The following is a 21,587-nucleotide window of genomic DNA, read 5'->3' on the forward strand; positions in this document are numbered from 1 at the left end:
TTATTTTGCGCCTCACAACAAACCTCCTTTTTCATTTTTTTCTTTTTTAAATTGAAAGGTTATACGCTCCACTTGTTTGATTTCCTCAATTACTTTACGAATTCCTACTTCAATCCTATCTTCCTTCACATTCGATACGTTTAACTTTAATAGTCTTTCTTTCGGAAAACCTCTCACATAATTTTTATCAATTGTATCAATACTTATTTGTTTTTCACTTAGTCTTTGGAAAAACATTTCTGAAATACTCGTTTTATGTAATTCTAAACAAGTGTGGATTCCAATTGCATTTTGCTTTGTATATGTAAATAAAAGCGGGTTTTCATTATGCATTCTTTCTAATGTTTCTGCTAGTTTTTTAGATCTATCGTGATAGGAAGATTTAATTTTATTTTTATGACGTTCAAACATGCCACTCTTTATATAAATTTCTAAAGCAGCTTGAGATATCATTGGGCTATCGATATCTAAAATCTTTTTATATGTATGGAAATCATTTGCTATTACCGGTGGGATTACTGCTACACCAACTCGTAAACCTGGAAAAATAATCTTTGAATAACTTTTCAAATATATGACATGATTCCCATTATCCAAGCTATATAACGGATCTGCTTTTGAATCCATTTCTAAATCTGCTAAATAATCATCTTCAACTATATATACATTATATTTCTTAGCCAATAACACAATTTTTTCTTTCTCATCTTTAGAATAAGAAGTTCCGAGCGGATGATGATATCTTGGTATTGTATAAAAGAATTTTATTTTACCTGTTCGAAAAATGCGTTCCAATTCATTTAAGTCAATACCTTCATTCGTACGTTTAATACCGATTACAGGAATTTTGTTTATTTCTAGATATTCAATATATAGATGATATGTTGGTTGTTCAATTAATATCGTTTCATTTTCATTTGGAAATGGTATAGAAGTTAATATTGCTAGCGCCTGCTGTACACCTGACGTTATAAAAATATTCTCTTCTTTAGTGAAAACTTGATAGTTTATCAGTTGTTTTTGAATAACCGGAATTAAAGACGGTAAACCTTTTGGCGTCCCATATACGAACAAGTCATTTTTATATGTATCAATGGCTTTATTAATACAATGTTGAAAATCTAAATATGGAAAAACATCTGGATCTGGTGCTGAGGTAGCAAAATCAATTATCTCGTCATTTTCTACAAAACTCCCTGATTTTCGAACAACGTAGTATCCACTTTGAGGGATGGAATAAATAATATGACGCTTTTCTAATTCATGTAGTGCCCGTATAACTGTCGCCTTATTGCATTCATATTGTGTAACAAGTGATCGTATAGAAGGTAATTTCTTTCCTTCTTTTATCTCTCCATGTTGAATCATTTTTTCTATATCATTAAAAATATGTAAATACTTATACATTATTTCACTCCCTTATTAAAGCACTTAAAAAGACCCCTCATTCTCATACGCTCTCTATAAAGCAAAAGTAAATACATCCTTTCTATCACTTTAAAGTTTAACATTATTTCACATTTTCTCCTCTTAACAAGGAAATTACAATTAATAAATAGAATATCTCCATGAATAAATAAAAAGTGAGGGATATGTTATGGAGCGTTTAAATACAATTGATATTAGTAATGTTCTAGAATTAGAAAATACTCTTTCTACTTTAGAAAATGAAGTGATTTCTTCAAAACTAGAACTTGAAAACTGGTTAAAAGAGCAGTCAAAAGTTATTTGGGAAATAGAAGAACAATTAAGATTACATTATATCGCCTTTCAATGTAATACGGATGATGAAGAAATAAAGGATACTTTTGAACATGATCAACAATTTGTAAAGCCACTTTTAAAGCGATACCAAAATTTATTGGATAATAAATATTTAGAGTCACCTTTTCGAATGGAATTAGATTCTAACGTATATGGTTTGCTAGATGCAAAAATAAAAAATGCTCAAAAGTTATTTTGTGAAGAAAATATCGAACTAGAAATAAAGGAAGACAAATTAGTCACAGAGTACTTTGAAATCACTGGAGGATTAAGTGGAATTTGGAACGGAGAAGAAAAAACGATAACGGAATTACAATCCTATTTACAAGATTCGAATCGTGACATCCGTAAAAAGGCAAAAACCATTATTTCTGAACAATTTTTATCTGTTGAAAAAGAACTCCAAAACATATTAAATCAACTAATTGAAATTCGCCATCAAAAAGCAAAGAATATTCAACTAGCGAATTATCGTGATTATATGTTTAAGAAATACGAGCGTTTTGATTATTCAGCGAAAGATTGCTATGAACTAGCTGAATCCATACGTAAGTATGTTGTGCCGCTTAAAGATAAAATATTGCTAGAGAAAAAAGAAAAACTGCAAGTGGATACGCTTCGCCCATGGGATGTATCAGCTGTAACTCCAGATCAAAAAGTACTTAAACCTATTGCAAATGAAAATGATTTAATTGAAAAGAGCACTCATATCTTTAATAAACTAGATGTTGAATTTTCAGCAATTTTAAATCGAATGTATAAATACAATTGTCTTGATTTAACAAGCCGCAAAGGAAAAGCAGCTGGTGGCTTTTGTGAGTACTTACCAGCTTCACAATTATCTTTTATTTTTATGAACTTAAATTATACACAAGATGATATTATCACTTTTATACATGAAATGGGGCATAGTATTCATAACGAACTCATAAAACCATTAGAATTACGACAGTATATAGAAATTCCAGCTGAAACAGCTGAACTAGCCAGTATGACAATGGAGTTATTCTCGCTTAATTATTGGGATACCTTCTATACAGACAAAAAAGATTTAAAACAAGCAAAAATTAACTTCTTTAAAGATGTTATTTCATATTTACCTGTTATGCTTATTGTCGATCAATTTCAACACTGGCTATATGAAAATCCAAGTCATACTTCTGAAGAAAGAAATGAAAAATACTTACAACTTCAAAAACATTATCAGTCTAGTGTCATACATATTGATGGCTACGAAAACTGGATAGCAACGAGTTGGTTACCTGTACTCCATATTTTTGAAGTACCATTTTATTATATTGAATATGCGATCGCCCAACTTGGTGCATTACAAATGTATAAACAATATAAAGATCAACCTAAGCAAGCACTAGAAAATTATAAAAAGGCATTATCACTAGGAAGTTCGCAATCTATAAAAGAAGTGTATGATGCAGCCGGTATTCGTTTTGATTTTTCTGGTGAAACAATTAAAGAACTAATGCTATTTGTAGAAAAAGAATTAGAATTACTTGAACAAATATAAGAAGAAAACTACACCTATATTTTAGGTGTAGTTTTCTTCTTTATTTTATTAATCAGTTCTATGTACTGAGAATCTCCATATCCGATTGTAGGAAAAAGATGAAACAACTTCGTTAATAATTCTTGAGTTGATAAATCTTTATTTTTAGAGATAAATTTCATTACAGTATTATCTTCTTTTAGCATTTCTAAATATAAATCGATAGCCTGATTCATTACTGGCAGTATTTCAACAGATGTTTTTTCATGATTTACGAGCACTTCTTTATATGCAGAGTGATAGTTTTCTAACTTTATTTCAGTTTGACTTACTTTAAATTCATCCTCTCTGAAGCTATTTAAATATACTTTCCCTTCATAATAAGACTGTTCAAGATATGAAAGTATTGTAAGTAGATTCATTTGGCAAAACATATCTTCACCAAACCATAAAACAATACATTTATAATTTTTCGTAAAAAGTTTTTCTAACGGATCTATAACCTTTTTTGTATAACTTTCTACGGAACTGTTATGTCCTTCCGCTCTTGTTTTAATAAAATCCTCATCAAAAACTTGTGTAGTAGCAGGGTTCACACACATCGCCTCATTAAATGGTGCATAATCCGAATCACCCATTAGCTTTTCGGTTTTAAATTCTTCATACATCATTTGACCATTTAATATGTTTAATACATCATTCTCAAACAGCTCACTCATTGCACTACGCAACTGCTCAACCTCTAATTTTCTAGAAAAATTCATTTTAAACTCCCCTTCTTTATTTATATTGAGTTTAACAAATGATTGAATTGGCATTTTGTTAAGCTTAAAGTCTCTTGGATTCATCCCAAAAACATTTTTGAAAGCTCGGCTATATGCTTCTTGCGAAGAATACCCGTAATCAAAAGCGACATCGATTATCTTTCTATCCAGTTTTAGGTCTTCAGTAGACAAGTACATTTTTCTAAGAAGGACATAACGTCTAATACTAATACCTGTTACTTGATGAAATTTAAAAGAACAGTAATACGGAGAATACCTCATATAACGGGATAATTCATTTAATGAAAATTCTTCTTTTAAATTGCTCTCAATCCAATCAATCATCTGCTGTATATGTGCATTCATTTCCTTCACTCCTTATATAAAAGTATAAAAGAGATTCGTTTCTTTCTTTTGATATTTCTTGTGTTTTATAACATGAGCCATTCATTACTTCATGCTTCATTTTAAAGGATATCAAAAATAAAACACGAATGTTGTAAATTACGAATCTTTTAGTTCTCTAGTAAAAAATTAAAGTTTGGAAAGGACGTTACAATGAACGAGCTAGAAAAAGAAATACTTCAATTAATAAATAAACTATATCCTTTGAATTTTATTAACATTAGACCAATAACAAATGAGATGTATAAATGTCTCACAGAACAAGTTACATACTTCATTAGAATTACAAACTACAAAACATATGAAGAACAGTTAGAAGAAATTACATATACGAACTTTTTATATCAAAATGGTTTAGCGGTTCCTCCAATATTACCTTCTCTTAATGGGAATTTAGTAGAAAAGTTAACATTAGACAAAGAGATTTTTGCCGTATTATATAAAACTGCGCCTGGTATACATTTACCGAGGTGTGATTGGAATTCTAATATATTTAAAAATCTTGGTAAACAAATTGGAAAATTGCATCGTATTTCTAAAAGCTTTGAACAGACTATGCCGGTTAAACATATAAACGATTGGTATGAAAATGAAGAATATAATTTTCTTAAGTATATCCCTAAAAAAGAAACTACTATAAGAGAAATTGCATCTAACATTTTAACTTCTATAAAAGAGATACAAAAATCTCCTTCAAATTATGGCTTAATTCACGGAGATTTATGGTTAGAAAATATTTTAGTTGAAAATAATTCAAACTTAACAATGATTGATTTTCAAGACTGTGAAAAACATTTTTACATATTTGATTTAGCAGTTCCTATTTATAGTGCGATAGAATATTCATTTGCTGGAAATGGGAATATCGTTGACTATGAGCATTCTATTACAAAAGCACTATTTGAAGGGTATCAAGAAGAAAATGAACTACCTAAAGAGATGATAGACAAATTTCCATTATTTATAAAATTAAAGGAGATTTTTGAATATAGCTTAATGCATATGTATTGGGATAAAGAAGAATTAACTGAGGAACAAGTACGGATAATGAATCTTTATAGGATGAAGATTGAAAATAAATATACCTATATCAATATTTAAAAATGCTGTTGTTTAACTACAAGGAAACTTTAGTTAAACAATAGCATTTATTTATTAATTATCTACTAAACAACCTTTGTTTTATTACTTATAAATACTGCTTCAATAATATGTTTAAATACACTTCATTTTGCGGAGATACTTTCTCAGAAAATCTAGCTGCAATCATAATAGGAGCCCATTGAAAGATCTCATCTCTTGTTAGATCAGTATTACTGCAATATATTTGTAAATACATTTCTGCTAATTCTATATAAGACTGCGCATACAATAAATATGTACGAAACACATCTGCACGAATATCACCTGAGCAAGCATCTACCCAGTCTATAATACTTACATTCTTTTCACTCAAAATTAGATTAAATGGATGGAAATCACCATGGCATAATCTAGGTTCAAATTTGATTGAATGTAACTTATTCAATATACTTTCCTTTTGTTTTTCATCCAATTTATGTACATATTTAATTTGACGCTCTAACCTTTCCCCCATCGCTTCCATTTCATCCGTATTCACACGTATGGCATGAATCTTTTTTTGTTCATTAACACAAATATTTATGTAATGCTCTGCCTCATTTAGATTATTAAGCAGGAGATCACCCATACTGTCACCTTTTACGTATTCCATAATAATTGCTTGTCTATTTTTTATCCTTGTCACTTCAAATACGTTCGGAACTGATAGTCCACATGAATAAGCATATTTTTGTTTTTTTGCTTCATTCATAGACTCTGTATCAGGCAGATATTCATTAAATAATTTTACAACCTTAGTATCATAGAGATAGATTTCTGCTGTATTCCCTTTAGCTATCGGATTTCCTAAATTCAATTCATTTCTCTCCTTACTGTAAATTAAGCTGACACATTATACTCCCCTATAAATTCAGTGTAATTATACTGAAACCCTTCTCCACGAAAATATAAAAAACTTACCACTTTCTATCCTTAAATAGAAAGTGGTAAGTTTAATTTACTAGGAATATCGGAAGGGAAATGTGGTGTATGCACAATTGAAAATGCATATCCCTGCTCAATAAATGATACTTCATTATGTTTACATTGAAATGGGACACTATTTTTCTTAAAGTTAATTTGGATTTGCTGTAAAAATGCTTGATCTGTTGTTCCGAAAGATACGTGTACTTTTGGTGGTAAAGCTTTCATCGCAATCGGGATCCAAGGTCGCTGCCACCAAGTTGCAACGATGTATGCAGTGCCACCTATAACAAAGTTGAAAATATCCCCATCTTCCATCGTTTTCATATTTAAATTTGATTTCAACCATTCTGTAAATACAGGTACACTTTTAACAGGAAGTCCGATTTCCCTTACATATAAAATATTTAAAGGGGACTGCGGTACTAATACATCTTCTTTAACATAACTATGAGCGATAATTTCGAGAAGATTTCCATCTCCGTCTTTAAAGTATACATTGAATAAACCATTCTCTTCACCAGTTACATTTCCATTTTGCCATTTCACAATGAGTAATCCAGAATCCTTCAACCATCTTGCTGTTTCGTGAAATTTTGAATACGGAATCTCAAAAGCGAAATGTGCAGGTGCGATTGGTTCGTATACTTCTTGAAAACTAATTGTAGTGTATGGTGTTACTTCAAATTGAATAAAAGATGCCGTTTCTTTTTTTATTGGAAAAGATAATATATCCTTATATACTTGTTTTACCCCTTCTATGGAAACCGTTTGTAGTTTTATATCTGATATATGTGTAATCATTGTAATAAACCTCCAAATTCATTATATCTATTAGTATTGTATTTCAAAAACTAACAGGAAGAATCCATCTAGAGATTGAAACTTTAATTAACAAAATAATACTTTTGTATTAGAGCAGTTACGCTAACATTTTCGGCTAATGCAATAAAATTTTAACTTCAAGCGTTTTGCGCTATAGTTCAAATAATTGGTATAAACGACCATATCAAGATATAATGAACAATATCTTAAGCTAAAGGAGTGATGTTTTGTGACCCAAAGAATTTCTTACTATGATGCTGCACCTGATGCTATGAAAATTATGATGGACATGGAAAAGTACACAAAGCAATCAACGATTGATCGAATGACTAGAGAGCTTATTAAAATTAGAGTTTCTCAGATCAATGGCTGTGCTTACTGCATAGATTTACATACATCTGATGCACGAAAAATGGGAGAAACTGAACAAAGAATTTATTGCTTAAGTACTTGGGATGAATGTACTTTTTATACAACAGAAGAAAAAGTCGCTATTGAACTAGCTGAGCATATTACACTTATTCCTACTAAAAGAGTTCCTGAGTCCCTATATAAACGAGTATGTGAACATTATGATGAAAAACAATATATTGACCTTGTCTTGATTATTAATCAAATTAATAGTTGGAATAGAATTTCTATCGCAATGGGAAATACACCTGCTAAAAAATAACACTCTAAGCAACTTACTTACTCTATACATTATTTCTTTATTACATATAATTCAAAAAGGTTGACTTTGCCAACGTTACCTTATTTCTACTACTATTACTTCTGGATAATCCCAATAAAAATGCTTAGAATCTGGGATTAATTTTACTGTCGTACTTGTTCTCTGTATAAAAATACTCGCTGCCTTACCTCTATATCCATCCCAATTTTCTGTTACTGAAGCACGAATTAATATTAGATTAAATGGAGACCATTTTGTATAAACTTCTTTCCCGCACAAAAAGCTGCTTTTTTTAAAGAAAAGCAGCTTTTACTTTATAACATATTATAATTTTGCAGCAGTAATCATAAACCTTTTTGAATTCGTACGAATCCCTTTTTCAGAACTATTTGCGTCAATGAACTTTTGTAAAATAGTAAAATCTTCTTCCTCTTCTCCAAAATTAGGAATAATAGGCGTATGTTTTAATAAGAAAATGAGGTCTTCAGGGCTACTGTAATAATCAGTGACATCATATTCACTTACTTGAACGCGTTCAAATCCTGCACTACTAAGTTCCCTCATATACTTTTCTTTTAAAGTTCCATCTCTTTCACCTAAGCATTGTCCTCTACCAAATGCTTCTTTTAGGTTTAATTTATCGTGTTCACTAACTTGTTGCGTTAAGAAAACAGCATCCTTTTTCATTACTTTTGATAATTCAGTCGCTGTAAATGGTGCATGACAACTTGAAGCTATATCAAAATGTGCATGCGGAAACACTAAAGCTTCAGAATCCATTTGAAGAAACTCAACATTTTGTATGCCTGATTTTTTTAAGTTAGAATGTGCTGTAGCAATCATCCCATTAGAATTATCTATTCCAATTAACAATTTAGCCGAAGATGCTATGTTAAGTACATTTTCTCCTCCACCTGTACCAACATCTAGTAAAATATGTGATGGCTTGCATCTTTCTTTTACCTCTCTATAAAAGTCCCATGAATCTCCTACAGTTTCACATTTTATTTTACTAAAATCCCATCCATTTAATCTTCCTACTTTATCATAAAAGTTTTTGTATTCTAATTCGTTCATTTTATTATTTCCCCTTTGTTAAAATGCATAAAATGTTTAATCCTGATCATCCCCGAAATAGCCTCATAGTTTATATATTCGTAAATCTCCTTTTATATCAAGTACGCATCTCTCAATCCCAAACAACTACTTACTTCGAGCTATACATAAATTCATCCCACCGCAATTAAAAGAATATATGTACGATAACATCATTTAATTAAGTATATTATAAAATAAAAATTATCAAAATAATAACTTTACACACTTTAGTTTACATAATATATTTATAGTTAATCTTCATTAATATATTCTAAATGTCTTCTTCCCCAACGACACATACTATCTAAGACAGTAGTTACTGTTTTTCCATGTTCAGATAAACTATATTCCACTTTAGGTGGTATTTCTTGATAAATTTCTCGTTCTATTAGTTGATCTTGCTCTAATTCACGCAATTGCTTCGCTAAAGTCCCTTGAGATATATCTGGTATTAATCGCTTTAATTCACCAAATCGTTTTGTTCCATCAGTTAATAATATAAACAAAATGAGTGGCTTCCATTTCCCTCCGATGATTTGTAATGTCGCTATTACTCCTTTTAATTTCGGTTCTTGTAAATCCATTTTTTCACCTCTCAAATCCACATGAATAGCGGTTAGTACGAAATTTGCGACTATGTACATATAAAGTGCGTACTTTTCACTCGCTATCTTTTAGCGAATAATAAAAGCATAGCAATTTTATTTTAAAGTTTTTATTAAGGGAGTGGCTAAAATATGTCTATTACTACATTAAAAGATAATCGTATCGTTATCATTGGTGGGAGCTCAGGTATCGGATTAGCAACAGCAAAACAAGCAATCGAACAAGGAGCACATGTTATTATTGCAGGGCGTTCGAAAGAAAAACTAATGATTGCTCAAGAAATAATAAGTAACAACCGTCTTGAAACTTATGTATTGGATAATCAGGATAAAAACCAATTAGAAGATTTTTTCAAAAAGCTTGGGAATTTTGATCATTTGTTCACCCCAGGAGCCTCTTATACCCTTGGACCAATTACTGCTACGGATGATATTGCTGAAAGCAGCTTTATCGGCAAGTTTTGGCCACAATATTATGCCGTAAAATATGCAATTCCTTTTCTTTCAGACTCCGGATCTATCGTATTAATGTCCGGTGCATTTAGTCAAAAACCGCTTAAAGGGGCACCTGCTTATGGAGCTTGTAATGGTGCTATTGAGAGTTTAGGGAAAGCTTTAGCTGTTGAAATAGCTCCTATAAGAGTTAATGTTGTTTCCCCTGGAACGATAAGGAGGGAAAATGAACAAAACGAAAATAGACTAGCTGCTTATGAAGCTTATAAATCTCTTTCTCTTCTAAAGAGGCCTGGGCATAATGATGAAATTGCACATACTGTTCTATATTTAATGCAAAATAGTTTTACTACAGGCAATGTATTGTTTCCTGATGGAGGATACACATACCATTAAATTATTTAAAACAAAAGCCCCTTATTAAGGTGGCTTTTGTTGCTAATTTAGAAACTGCTGCAGTAATACAGGATCCTCTTTTAAAATTCCTGCTAAAAACATAAGTTGCGGATAAGGTTGTAAGATTAAGTCTATATCCATTTTTTCTTTCAATATAGCTATTCCACCTTGCTTAATATAATCTTTTAGTGTTATTTCCTTACTACAAATTAGCCTAATATCACTTAAAGTAAGTAATAAAAGTCCATTCGTTTCAGAAGATGGATATGGCTTATTTTCTGAATGTGCCATATACATAATAGATAAAGTTTCATCTGGACTATCAATAATTAATATTGGATTGATCTCATTTGCTACCTTTATTTTCTTTGATTGCACATTCCAGTTCTCTTTATAATATGTACTTGGTGAACTCAAAATAGTAATATCGATAGTAGCTTCTTCTCTCACTTCTCTTTTAGCAGTTTCTACTGCTGTTTCTTCATCTTCTTTATGTCCGCCGAGCCTTACTACACCTAATGTATCTCCTTTACTCGTTGGCCCAACTTGGAAAACAAATAAGTTCTCGTATATTACATATGCACCAGATGTTCGTACATTTTTATCTATATGTATCAATATTTCCCCTCCTTAATCAACTTTCTCGCAAAATAGTTTACTATAATTTTATTATGTTTTTAAATAATCTTCAATCCAAAGCCTTCATTTTTATTCCCTCCTTAAAATTTTAAAATACATCTAAAAAGTAGGATTCACAAAAGAATCATAGAATTCTATATATAACAAATATTGAACGGATTTTTTTCAAATTCCTCTATAATAAAGGTGGTATAAATAGTGTGAAACTTAAACAAGAACAAAGATTTACCGTAAAGACAACTTTCTCTAAAGAATACAAGATTTTTATTTTTGGTTTACTCATTTCACGAATTGGGGATTCACTATATACTTTTGCATTGCCTTGGATTGCCTATCAATTAACCGGTTCAGCTGTAATTATGAGTTCTTTATTTGCTATTAATGTATTGCCAATTGTTTTATTCGGCCCTTTAGTTGGTGTAATAATTGATCGATACGATCGAAAAAAATTACTTTGGATAGCGGATATTACCAATATTATTTTAGTAAGTCTCGTACCAATTCTACACGCATTACATCTATTAGAAATCTGGCATTTATACGTAATTACTTTTATCTTAGCAGTTATGTCTATGCTTTTTGATGTAACAACTGTTACAGTCATTCCGCAAATTGCTGGAGAATCCTTAACGAAGGCCAATTCTTTCTATCAAATGGTCAATCAATTGGCTAGTTTATTTGGTCCAATGATAGCTGGGGTTTTCATTTCTTTTATTGGCGGCTTTCAGTTGCTTTGGATTAATGTTCTTTCATTTATTGCAACATTAGTTGCTGTGATGTTATTACCGTCTATGAAAAACACAAATAAAAAATGTGAAGATAAAAATACACTTCAAAATGTACTATCTGATTTGGTTAATGGATTTACATGGCTCAAAAATGACCGCTTAAATTTAGCTTTATCTTTTCAAGCTATGATAGGAAACTTTGGAGCAAGTGCGGTTTTAGGTGTATTCATGTATTATTTATTATCCATATTACAACTTACCCCAGAACAAAGTGGGGTTAATTATTCATTAATTGGAATAGGTGGTCTTTTAGGAAGCTTGATTGCAGTTCCTTTAGAAAAAAGGTTGCAGCGCGGCATACTAATTCCTTTACTCCTATTTGTTGGAGCAATCGGCTTAACTTTTGCGCTTTGGAGTACATATTGGTTCGCTCCTGGAATTGCTTTCGGTGTTGCAATGACTTGCAATATTGCATGGAATACACTTGTAGCCTCAGTCCGCCAGGAAACAGTCCCATCAAATATGCAAGGGCGAGTTTTAGGGTTTTCACGTGTGCTTACACGATTAGCTATGCCACTTGGAGCGTTAGTAGGAGGCATTATTTCGGCCTATAATCCAGTGTTTGTATTTGCTTTAGCTGCCTTCACAAAATTACTTGAAGTTTTCATTGCACTATATAGTCCGATACGAAAACTATGAAGGAAAGATAATTATGTATGATTGGTTAATTGAAATTTATGGATAAGTTTACAAAGAAAAAAGGCATATCATAATGCCTTTTTTCTTTATCATCATTTAACTGGATAACAAACTTCTGTAACCCACTTATTAGGATCCGATTCCATCGCTGGGCTCACATGATAAATATTAAACATCGGGCCTGCTAATTCATAACCTTCTGACTCAATCCATTTTGCTGCAGCCTCATTTACAGCTGTCATTTGTTCATAACTTCCATTAACTGTTATAGATGCTACATGAGTTGATTCAATATTTTTAAATATAACATCATTTGTATTTTCATGTTTACCTAAAATACTTAGCTGTATTTCTACATCTACATCATTTTCTTTGTATTCACGATCATGGAAAACCGCAATACTATAACTCGGATGAGCAATACTAATATTTTTCATATGAATTTCTTGCATTAATATACTCCATACATCCCCTTCGCAATTATACGATGGAATAATCTTTCTAACACTAGCTACATTTCTTTCTGGAATTTCTTTTATTAAAACATGATAGTTCATCTCAACAACATCCTCTCTCATCATTTTCATTGAGGCTTCGAGAAGACGTAATTGTTTTTGGAGGTCATACATCTCATTATTTATTTGTGCACTACGATTTTCAAATTGTGATTTTATTACTTCCATATTTTCGCTCTCTATTATTTCTTTAATAGTAGCAATATTAAAGCCCATATCTTTTAACGTTTGAATTTGATTTACTTTCTTTAATTGGGCTGCTGAATAGTAACGATAACCACTTTGTTCATCGACTTTTACTGGTTGTAATAATTCCACTTTATCGTAGTGCCTCAACATACGAATACTAATGGAAGATAGTTTTGAAAAATCCCCTATTTTAAACATATTTTCCTCCTATAAATTACATCTACTTCGAAGCTCAACTTCATCTTAAACAATGACATTGTGTGAGAGTCAACTGTTTATAACGCTTAAATTATATTTCTTTAATTATTTACCTTTATACCCTTTTCCTTCTTAAGGCTATAAAGATTGGTATTAATCCGTTCGCAGCTAATAAAATTACTATAATACTTGTAAGGAAGGCCACATCTGCCGCAAATATTTTAATCGTACGCCATGGTGAGCTTGTACTATAAGTAAGAAGCGGGATGAAAATAATAGATACTAGTAGAAATAGATTTCCTACGAATAACCAAGTTAGTTTTTTAACAGTTTTCTTATGTTTATATTTTTTAATTAACATAATTGATGTAATGAAAAGCACGAATATAACTATCGACATAACAATTTGTGTAAATGGTATGTTTTTAGGGGGATCCATGGGTTCTTTTCCATTCAAAATACTAATAATCCCATTCTTCAACACTGATAATGCTGGCTCTTCTAATACATGATTTTTATTCGTTAAAATCATGTATTAGAAGAGCCACTTTTATTTAAAATAAATATTTCTGCACGAGCATCAGGAGTTGATCCTGAATGCCAAATCATCTTGTCACCCTTATTTATATTTGTTGTTCTTAATCCAAAACCATAACTTTTTTCTGAATTATTTTTATAAAGTGATGATAGATAAAGGTCTATGTTTTCTTTCTTTAAAAATTGAGTGTGCTCTTGGCGATTCAAAAACATAATAAATTGAATCATATCTTCTAAACTTGCAGTAATATAGCCATACGGTGCCCCTGCATTATCATAGGACACTACACTTTTTCTTGGTATGCCAAACCACGACTGATAACCTGTTAAATAACCTTTTTCATATGCAGTTTCTTTACTTGCTGCCGCGCCATTCATATTTAATGGCTGAAAAATATGCTTTTCCATATATGATGAATATGTTTCATTTGTGACGGCCTCAATAAGCGCACCAAGTATTATATAATTCGCATTACTATATTGATATTTTTCACCTGGTGGAGCAGTTAATTTTAAATTTGAAAGTTTCATTACATTTTCTTGTAATGCTGTAGAATTTTTGGATTGTTTATCTGATAATGCTAAGCCCTCATATGTACTTATTCCGCTTGTATGAGTTAGTAGTTGTTGGATTGTTATAGTTGAGGATATTTGAGGATCTTTTAGTTTAAACCATGGAAGATATCGTTGAACTGGATCCTCTAATTTTATTTTTTTATCTTCTATTAATTTCACTATAGCTAAAGCTGTTAAAGATTTACTTATTGAGCCGATTGCAAATGGTGTTTTACTAGTTACCTTTTTTTCCGATTCTCCAGTAATCCCCACCGTTTTTGTAAAGAATACGTCTTTATTATGTACAATTGCAACAGAAGCTCCTGGAATGTTCTGCTCCTTTATAAATTTTTCAATATACTTATCTAATGTGATTTTAATATTTTGCTGAGCGTAAACTTTTGGATCTGTAATATATAACATAAATACATTACAAAGAATAAAAATTAGAGACATTTTATAGATCGTATTCTTCATTATGCTTTTGACAGCTTTCTTTTTTTATAACTTACTAAAATAATAAATACTACTACAGAGAGCGTAAAACTAAACATTATTAATAATGAATTCCACCATTGATTCTCTGAAATACGATATAAAAGATTATACTGAAATGTAGTTTTACTATTAGTTGGATTAAATGATTGAGTTAAAAATATTGTAAATGTAGTTTGCGAGATGAAGTAAGTAATAATTACGATGAATATGCCCTGTAAGATAAATGTATTGAATTTTCCTTTTTCATTTTGAAGTTGTTTCATCTTAACTTGTAAATCGATTTCATTTATTTCTAAATAATCTTGAACAAATAATTGAGGTGTACCTAAATCATCTATACTATCTTCACCATGTTCGCGACATTCTTGAATATGTTCTAATATTTGTCGCTTAATATTTTCCCTTTCTTCTAAACTTATATCGTATTGCTGTAATTCCTTAAGTACGTCTGTTAAAAATTGCTTTTCTTTACCTATTAATCTATTCCTCATTTCAGAAGGTCTCCTTTCAAACCGCTTTTTAATAATGTTTGAATATCCGATTGCAATTCTAACCACTCATTAATTTTTTTCTCAAGACGTATTTTCCCGTTTTCATTAATTTCATAATAAATCCTAACTTTACCACTGTCTGTTACTACTTGATAAGTATTAACCCATTCTTGATTTTTCAACTTAGTTAAAATGGGATAAATACTTCCCACTCCTTTCAGTTTTAAATTGTTTACTTCAAGTTCTTTCATAATCTCATAACCATAACTTTTCTTTTTCGACAAAATAGATAATACACACATTTCTAAATGACCTTTAATTAAACTCGTTCTATCCATAGGATAAATTTAACAGAAATATATACTTCATTCAAGTATATATTTCTGTTAAATCCAAAAAATCAGACAACAGAACGAAGATATTATAAGCAAAAGATATTACTTGCGAACTGTTTTTACCCCTAAAAATCACTTTTATAATATAATAATTACATAATATATCAACTGTTTGTCCCTTTTATTTCTCTATCTCTCCTCCATATCATATCTTAGCTGGAAATATAGTATACGGGACATGAAAATACTAAAAATTCCAATTCCTTAATTTTCACATTAAGAAATTGGATCTTCTTTCATTACCTTGTAATACTCATACTGCGTTATTATAAACATTATAAAGAATATACGTTTTATATAAGTTATGTTAATAACATATAAACTAATATAACTTTACTGATTACTCTCAAGACATTCATAAACCGCCATCATATCTCGTTTATCCAATTCGCGAATACGATTAAAAATTGGTATTTGCGAAACAGCTTCTGTTAATAAGCTTTCATCCACAACATCACAAACTTTTCCAGTTAACCATGTTTGTACACCCACGCCCTCAACAACTTCTTTTAGTCCTTCGTCATTAATACCAGTTGCATTACAAGTTACACATGGAATTGTTAGTTTAAATACACCATCATGTAGATTATCTTCCGTAATAACTTTCTTTCCTTTACAAAATGGACATGGATTACTTTTTTTAATTTTATTAATTTGGGTAACTAACTTTTTGTATCCAAACGCTTCGTATACATACGTAAGTTTTTTATATTTACCATTTGTGAAATAATTATCTATAATGGTTTCTCTCGTTTCATAAACATTAGGGAAATCACAAACAGTTACTTTATTATTAACACTAATGGATTCGATATTTCCTTTTATTTCGTCCCAGAATGGTAAGACATTTTGTAACACCATTTCATAGTTTGAAAAGCTTGCCTGTTCTAATTCAAACATTTTCAGTGCAACTTGTGCTTTTCTTGGCAGTAAAGAAACATCTTCTGTCAATCTCATATCGCCACCAACAATAAATTTCAATTTTTGAAGTGCAGGTAAATCACTTACTATTTGCAACACTTCATCAACTGGTTGATTAATAATTTCACGAATATCAAAGTTACCAAATTTAAGCGGTTTATGATGATTTAATACCGTCCCTTCACAAATTGGACATGTCATCTTTTCTTTAGAAGTCTTAATTTCTTCTTTAATAGCTGCTTTTGAAATAACAATATATCCACCAATAATCGTATTAAATCCTACCCATGTTCTGCGTGTCTTTCCTTTTTTATCATAAAATGATTTTTCAAAATATCCGTACCAAAACGTATGCTTTTCTTCTTCTGACATATCATTATAGCTCTTTGATAAATCGTGACCAAGCTCATTTTTAATTTCTTCAAATAGAAATTCTATTTTTTCATATTGATAAAATTTTAATACTTTCATGATTTCCGGATCGAATAAACCATCCCAAAATGGAACGTTTTTATCTTGAATTGCAATATCTTTATCAAAAACTTCAATTTGAAGGCGTCCAGAACAAGATGGACAATGATTGTCCTGTGAATAGAAATCAAAACTTCTCGTATCTTTATTAGTTGGATGAGCAGCTACAATATGATTAATTAGTCCACCAATTTCATATAAGAAACTATATTGACTATATAAATGTCTTTCAAGATCAATAGCAACAACAGGTGCAATTGTATCAGATTCATATTCACTATAAATTAAACGGGCCATTGATGATAAACTTTTTAAAATACCACCCTTATAAATGTTTTCGGCATTTTTAAAATAGTGAATATGATTTTCTTCTAAATAGTGAACGCCTTCTTTATGCTTAAGTGCTGAAGAAATATGTATTTGCTCTGCATTATTCACACTGCTTTTTTGACGATAATAATCTTCATGACTTACTACATCAAGATGCTTTATAGATTCAAGCTGTCTTTTCCCGAAATCTACAATATAATCAGAGCTTTCTAACATATAACTATTATGTTCAATCATGATGATAGAGACTGATTCATCTTGTAATATCCCTCTAACACTATCTATAAATTGGTTTAAAATATTTTGTGATAAACCTTTTGAAGGCTCATCAAAAATAAATAATGTATGTGGATTTCTTGTGTTTGCAAATAACTCCGAAACTAAATGAACACATTGGAACTCACCTGTTGATAATGTTTGTGTTTTTCGTTCTAACGTTAAATAACCTAGTCCTAATTTAATTAATAGACTCAAGCGTTTATACGCAATATCTTCATTTGGGAGTTCTTCTATAATATCCTCAATCGAACGCTCAAAAATATCATCAATTTCTTCGCTATACTTTGTGAGTTTCTTTTTAATATCTAGGAAAGTGGCTACAGTTGATCGACTTGTAATGGATTGATTTCGATCTTGTCCTACCATAACTAATTTATCTTTTGGATATCGTTTCAAGAAATCTGTAGCTAAACATTCATTGACAAGTGTAGATTTCCCGCATCCAGATTCTCCAGTAACCGTCACAAGCCTATTTTTAGGGATTTGAAACTCCGCCATTTGGATATTACGGCAATATAATTCATGGAATGTATAATATTCTGTTGGTACTTCTTTATTTAGATCCGACAGTATTGGTTTTGGTCTTGGCGATTCTTTCACAATTTGTCCACCATATTTTCCGCTACCAGGTCCAAAGAACAATTGCTCATCTGTTGTATCCAGTACAGTATCTGAATGATCAATGAGCCAAATTTGATTTTTACACCCTAACTGCTTAATCTCTTCTAATATTTGTAATAATGTTTCATGATCAAGTCCAACTGAAATCTCATCAATAATAATTACAGCATTTTCGCTTACTGCCATAAATTCAGCCAAATATAGTCTTGTTAACTCTCCACCTGACAACGTACCCATAATTCGATTTAATGTTAAATAACCAATGTTCATATTAATTATATTTTGCAGTATATGTTGCTTTGCTTCACTAATATTTAACTCTTCCGCTAACGAAAGAATAGACTCAACACTTAAATCATTAATATTTGAAATTGTATGTGGTTTAGCAAATAAATCTATCGTATGTTGTTCGATTTCTTCGCTATAACGTTTTCCCTTACATTTTTTACACTCAATATTTTTAGTAGTACCTCGGCCTTTACAGCCAGTACACCAGCCTAACTGGTTATTGAATGAAAAAACCTCAGGTGAAAGATGAAATACATCAGCAAGTTTTTCACGTACCTCTGTGAAAACACCAGTATGTGTACCGATTGTTGAACGTGGATTGGAAGAAATCGATGATTTTCCTAGAAAAAGTACTAAAGGCATATCCTCCATCTTAATAGCACTAAAATTTGTTTCCATGATATTAGGAAATAAATATTGATATTCAGCCTTTGGCAATAAAGAAACTAATCGTTTTTTTGATTCTTCGCCAATCGTTTGGCAAAAAGTTGTTTTACCCGATCCTGATAAACCAGCGATTCCAAACGACTTATTAAATGGAATAGCTGTATCTAATTTATTTATGTTATTAGCAATTAATTGTTTTACTTTCATATTAACCTCTATTCTTATTTTTCATGAAAACCATTTTTACAATATAATAATTACATAATAAATATATTATCTTACGTAATTATCCTCTCACTTCAAGAACCTTATCCTTATATATTTCAAACCACTGTTGCCATTCATCTTTAGAAAATTCTTTTTCTTCTCCTTCTAGAACGGAAGAAAAAAGATCTAAACAAATATGCCACCCAGCTATATCTTTCGGTGTATGATCAGTTAATTCATTAATGTATTCTTTGAGAAGTAACAGAGTACAATTTTCATCTTTATGTATTTCAAATCGAACACGATCTTTATCCCAAGTAAATTCAAGTACTGAGTTTAGTTGACACTCTAAAATATCAATATTTATAAATGAACCGTCCATCATGTCAAACTTGATTATTCCACCTATTTTAAGGCTTTCAATCTGTAAATTAGACATCCATTTTTTTAGCTTACTGTTTTCTGTTAAAACAGACCAAACTTCTTCTATCGAATATGAAAAATAGCGCTCAAATTGCACTACATATTCATTACCTTGTTTATCTATTACTGCTAACATTATTAATTAACCTCCTTTTTGCCCGAACGAACGAATGTACGTTCTATATTTTATTTTACATGATTTCAATCAAAAAAGAAATCACTATTACATCCCATTAATTTAAGAGGTTTTTGTTAGCTCCAAAATTGAGTGACTTATTATATATAAGAGCTCTAATCTAGTTGACCATGCTTTTATAGGGTCAATAATATTATCTTGGTTAAGCTTGTTCACGTATTTTAAACCTTCTACCGCAGTGTAACGAATATTAAAATCTGTAAAAGTATTTATAATCATCGGCCATTCTCCATCAGTCATTCTGCATTTAGAATATTTTATTATGTAATCAATTGCTCGTTTGGATAACGCACATGAACCAGCTGTAATATCTACTTGTTTCCCTAATTGTAATGACATAATTTTATTTGATACTGTTTCTGTAATTTTCCATTCTTCAGGATGTGTCTGAAAAGCTTTCTCCGTTCTGCCAATGATTAAGTAATCTACATCAACTATATTCTGAATGAACGAATTAAGCTCAGCTGGATATTCTTTAATCCAAGTTAGCAAACGATCAAAATCACAATAGTGATAGTAATCATGATTATAGTTACTAACAAACTTCAAAGAATCCCTACGTGCGTTCCCTACTCCTAATTTTTCTACTATATTTATATGGAAGTTACATTCTGCTAGTTCTTTTACAACCTCTTTAGGTGTTACATTACTAATTGTTATATATTTTTTATCATAATTTAAATTTAACAATTCCTCTTTTAGTTCTTTTATTGTAGATAATAAGCTCCCTGTTGGATCATGAGTAATGCATGTTAATGCCACTTGTTTTATAGGTTGCATAGTATATTCATCCCCTTTGCAAAATAAAAAGCAGAAAGAACACTTTCTGCTTTTTATAATTACTTGCTTGAAAAATTTATCATTTAATCGCATCAACAATTAAAGATGGAAAACCAAGTTTATCACCTTTATTTCTAGAATCATACCTTTTCGAACGGAAAATAACACCGTCATTTGCATCCCATTCGTTGTAATAAAACTGACCATTTTCATCACAATATTCAAGTAAAACTACCTCAAATCCAGCAGTTTCAAACATTTTCGTTAATGTTTTATAATTATGAACAATTTTATGACTTGCTGCTGGATGATCTTTCGGACCAGGTCCGCCTATTTGAACTATATTTTGGTATGCTTCGTCTCGGAAAAATGCATCAGGAACACCGCACCGAATGTGCCCTGCTGGCTTTAAAAATTCATAACAAATTTCTGCTGCCCTTACACCTTCTTCAAACGTAAGGTGTTCCCATACATGCTCAGCTAAAATAGCTGAAATAGAATTGTATTCAAATCTTTCTTCCCACGTAACTTTATCTAGTAAATTAAGTTCATCTTCTTGCGTTTGTATCCAACCTGGATTATTATTAAACACCCCAGCTCCGACTACTACTTTAATTTCGTCTTGTTTTATTGCCATCACTTTCACCTCGTAAACATTTTAATTATTAATATATTCTATGTTTACTATTATCCTTCCTTCTTCAACA

20 protein-coding genes and 1 pseudogene are annotated in these 21,587 nt (G+C 30.8%); 5 read left to right on the plus strand and 16 right to left on the minus strand.

Annotation, left to right across the window (positions count from 1 at the left end; all coding sequences use genetic code 11):
• Window positions 1–12: 12 nt before the first annotated feature.
• On the minus strand, window positions 13–1,407 hold the full coding sequence (locus MNO09_RS18025; protein WP_000280084.1) for an aminotransferase-like domain-containing protein: 1,395 nt from the start codon (window positions 1,405–1,407) through the stop codon (window positions 13–15).
• Between the two features lie 190 nt (window positions 1,408–1,597).
• Between MNO09_RS18025 and MNO09_RS18030 the strand changes: the two genes are divergently transcribed.
• On the plus strand, window positions 1,598–3,289 hold the full coding sequence (locus MNO09_RS18030; protein WP_000440495.1) for a M3 family oligoendopeptidase: 1,692 nt from the start codon (window positions 1,598–1,600) through the stop codon (window positions 3,287–3,289).
• A 14-nt stretch (window positions 3,290–3,303) separates the two neighbouring features.
• Here the strand turns inward: MNO09_RS18030 and MNO09_RS18035 are convergent, their stop codons facing one another.
• Window positions 3,304–4,398: a helix-turn-helix domain-containing protein gene (locus tag MNO09_RS18035; protein ID WP_070168849.1), complete on the minus strand. Its 1,095-nt coding sequence runs from the start codon at window positions 4,396–4,398 to the stop codon at window positions 3,304–3,306.
• A 192-nt stretch (window positions 4,399–4,590) separates the two neighbouring features.
• On the opposite strand from MNO09_RS18035, the gene MNO09_RS18040 reads away from it, so the two are divergent.
• The gene (locus MNO09_RS18040; RefSeq protein WP_070168848.1) at window positions 4,591–5,538 is read left to right on the plus strand and encodes a phosphotransferase enzyme family protein; all 948 of its coding nucleotides are present in this window, start codon (window positions 4,591–4,593) and stop codon (window positions 5,536–5,538) included.
• Window positions 5,539–5,626: 88 nt separating this feature from the next.
• Here the strand turns inward: MNO09_RS18040 and MNO09_RS18045 are convergent, their stop codons facing one another.
• Both MNO09_RS18045 and MNO09_RS18050 read right to left on the minus strand, forming a co-directional pair.
• On the minus strand, window positions 5,627–6,376 hold the full coding sequence (locus MNO09_RS18045; RefSeq protein WP_088107185.1) for an aminoglycoside phosphotransferase family protein: 750 nt from the start codon (window positions 6,374–6,376) through the stop codon (window positions 5,627–5,629).
• A gap of 116 nt (window positions 6,377–6,492) precedes the next feature.
• On the minus strand, window positions 6,493–7,287 hold the full coding sequence (locus MNO09_RS18050; protein WP_000627930.1) for a VOC family protein: 795 nt from the start codon (window positions 7,285–7,287) through the stop codon (window positions 6,493–6,495).
• A gap of 250 nt (window positions 7,288–7,537) precedes the next feature.
• Between MNO09_RS18050 and MNO09_RS18055 the strand changes: the two genes are divergently transcribed.
• Window positions 7,538–7,981, plus strand: coding sequence for a carboxymuconolactone decarboxylase family protein (locus MNO09_RS18055; RefSeq protein WP_000194099.1), 444 nt, complete (start codon window positions 7,538–7,540; stop codon window positions 7,979–7,981).
• Window positions 7,982–8,056: 75 nt separating this feature from the next.
• Here the strand turns inward: MNO09_RS18055 and MNO09_RS18060 are convergent, their stop codons facing one another.
• The 3 genes from MNO09_RS18060 to MNO09_RS18070 form a co-directional block, all read right to left on the minus strand.
• Complete coding sequence (locus tag MNO09_RS18060; protein WP_000334477.1) at window positions 8,057–8,260, minus strand: hypothetical protein; 204 nt, start codon at window positions 8,258–8,260, stop codon at window positions 8,057–8,059.
• 45 nt (window positions 8,261–8,305) lie between these two features.
• Window positions 8,306–9,058 carry a class I SAM-dependent methyltransferase gene (locus MNO09_RS18065; RefSeq protein WP_001003844.1) on the minus strand — a complete coding sequence of 251 codons (753 nt, stop codon included), beginning with the start codon at window positions 9,056–9,058 and terminating at the stop codon, window positions 8,306–8,308.
• Window positions 9,059–9,330: 272 nt separating this feature from the next.
• A complete protein-coding gene (locus MNO09_RS18070; protein ID WP_000365527.1) occupies window positions 9,331–9,663 on the minus strand; it encodes a winged helix-turn-helix transcriptional regulator in 333 nt (110 codons plus the stop codon).
• 153 nt (window positions 9,664–9,816) lie between these two features.
• Here MNO09_RS18070 and MNO09_RS18075 point away from each other — a divergent pair, with 153 nt between their 5' ends.
• Window positions 9,817–10,533 carry an SDR family oxidoreductase gene (locus MNO09_RS18075; protein ID WP_241950036.1) on the plus strand — a complete coding sequence of 239 codons (717 nt, stop codon included), beginning with the start codon at window positions 9,817–9,819 and terminating at the stop codon, window positions 10,531–10,533.
• A gap of 42 nt (window positions 10,534–10,575) precedes the next feature.
• Here MNO09_RS18075 and MNO09_RS18080 read toward each other — a convergent pair whose 3' ends face one another.
• Entirely contained in the window at window positions 10,576–11,151 is a 576-nt protein-coding gene (locus MNO09_RS18080) for an NUDIX hydrolase (protein ID WP_070168846.1), read from the minus strand.
• A gap of 221 nt (window positions 11,152–11,372) precedes the next feature.
• Here MNO09_RS18080 and MNO09_RS18085 point away from each other — a divergent pair, with 221 nt between their 5' ends.
• The gene (locus MNO09_RS18085) at window positions 11,373–12,599 is read left to right on the plus strand and encodes an MFS transporter (protein ID WP_088107184.1); all 1,227 of its coding nucleotides are present in this window, start codon (window positions 11,373–11,375) and stop codon (window positions 12,597–12,599) included.
• A 92-nt stretch (window positions 12,600–12,691) separates the two neighbouring features.
• On the opposite strand, the gene MNO09_RS18090 is transcribed toward MNO09_RS18085, so the two are convergent.
• The 8 genes and pseudogenes from MNO09_RS18090 to MNO09_RS18125 form a co-directional block, all read right to left on the minus strand.
• Window positions 12,692–13,501 (minus strand): MerR family transcriptional regulator, encoded by an 810-nt coding sequence (locus MNO09_RS18090; protein ID WP_088107183.1) that lies wholly within the window; start codon window positions 13,499–13,501, stop codon window positions 12,692–12,694.
• Window positions 13,502–13,616: 115 nt separating this feature from the next.
• Window positions 13,617–15,070, minus strand: a pseudogene (locus MNO09_RS18095) (serine hydrolase domain-containing protein).
• Window positions 15,070–15,582, minus strand: coding sequence for a DUF1700 domain-containing protein (locus MNO09_RS18100; RefSeq protein ID WP_002096590.1), 513 nt, complete (start codon window positions 15,580–15,582; stop codon window positions 15,070–15,072). Before MNO09_RS18100 ends, MNO09_RS18095 begins: the two are co-directional and overlap by 1 nt.
• The gene (locus tag MNO09_RS18105) at window positions 15,579–15,884 is read right to left on the minus strand and encodes a PadR family transcriptional regulator (RefSeq protein ID WP_000338007.1); all 306 of its coding nucleotides are present in this window, start codon (window positions 15,882–15,884) and stop codon (window positions 15,579–15,581) included. Before MNO09_RS18105 ends, MNO09_RS18100 begins: the two co-directional genes overlap by 4 nt.
• Before the next feature lie 426 nt (window positions 15,885–16,310).
• Complete coding sequence (locus tag MNO09_RS18110; protein WP_000865433.1) at window positions 16,311–19,481, minus strand: ATP-binding cassette domain-containing protein; 3,171 nt, start codon at window positions 19,479–19,481, stop codon at window positions 16,311–16,313.
• Between the two features lie 79 nt (window positions 19,482–19,560).
• On the minus strand, window positions 19,561–20,040 hold the full coding sequence (locus MNO09_RS18115) for an SRPBCC family protein (RefSeq protein WP_000881623.1): 480 nt from the start codon (window positions 20,038–20,040) through the stop codon (window positions 19,561–19,563).
• Between the two features lie 102 nt (window positions 20,041–20,142).
• A complete protein-coding gene (locus MNO09_RS18120) occupies window positions 20,143–20,880 on the minus strand; it encodes a hypothetical protein (protein ID WP_001182539.1) in 738 nt (245 codons plus the stop codon).
• Between the two features lie 79 nt (window positions 20,881–20,959).
• A complete protein-coding gene (locus MNO09_RS18125; protein ID WP_000985677.1) occupies window positions 20,960–21,517 on the minus strand; it encodes a class I SAM-dependent methyltransferase in 558 nt (185 codons plus the stop codon).
• Window positions 21,518–21,587 lie beyond the last annotated feature (70 nt).

Source organism: Bacillus sp. N5-665, assembly GCF_022637375.2.
GTDB classification, from domain to species: domain Bacteria; phylum Bacillota; class Bacilli; order Bacillales; family Bacillaceae_G; genus Bacillus_A; species Bacillus_A wiedmannii.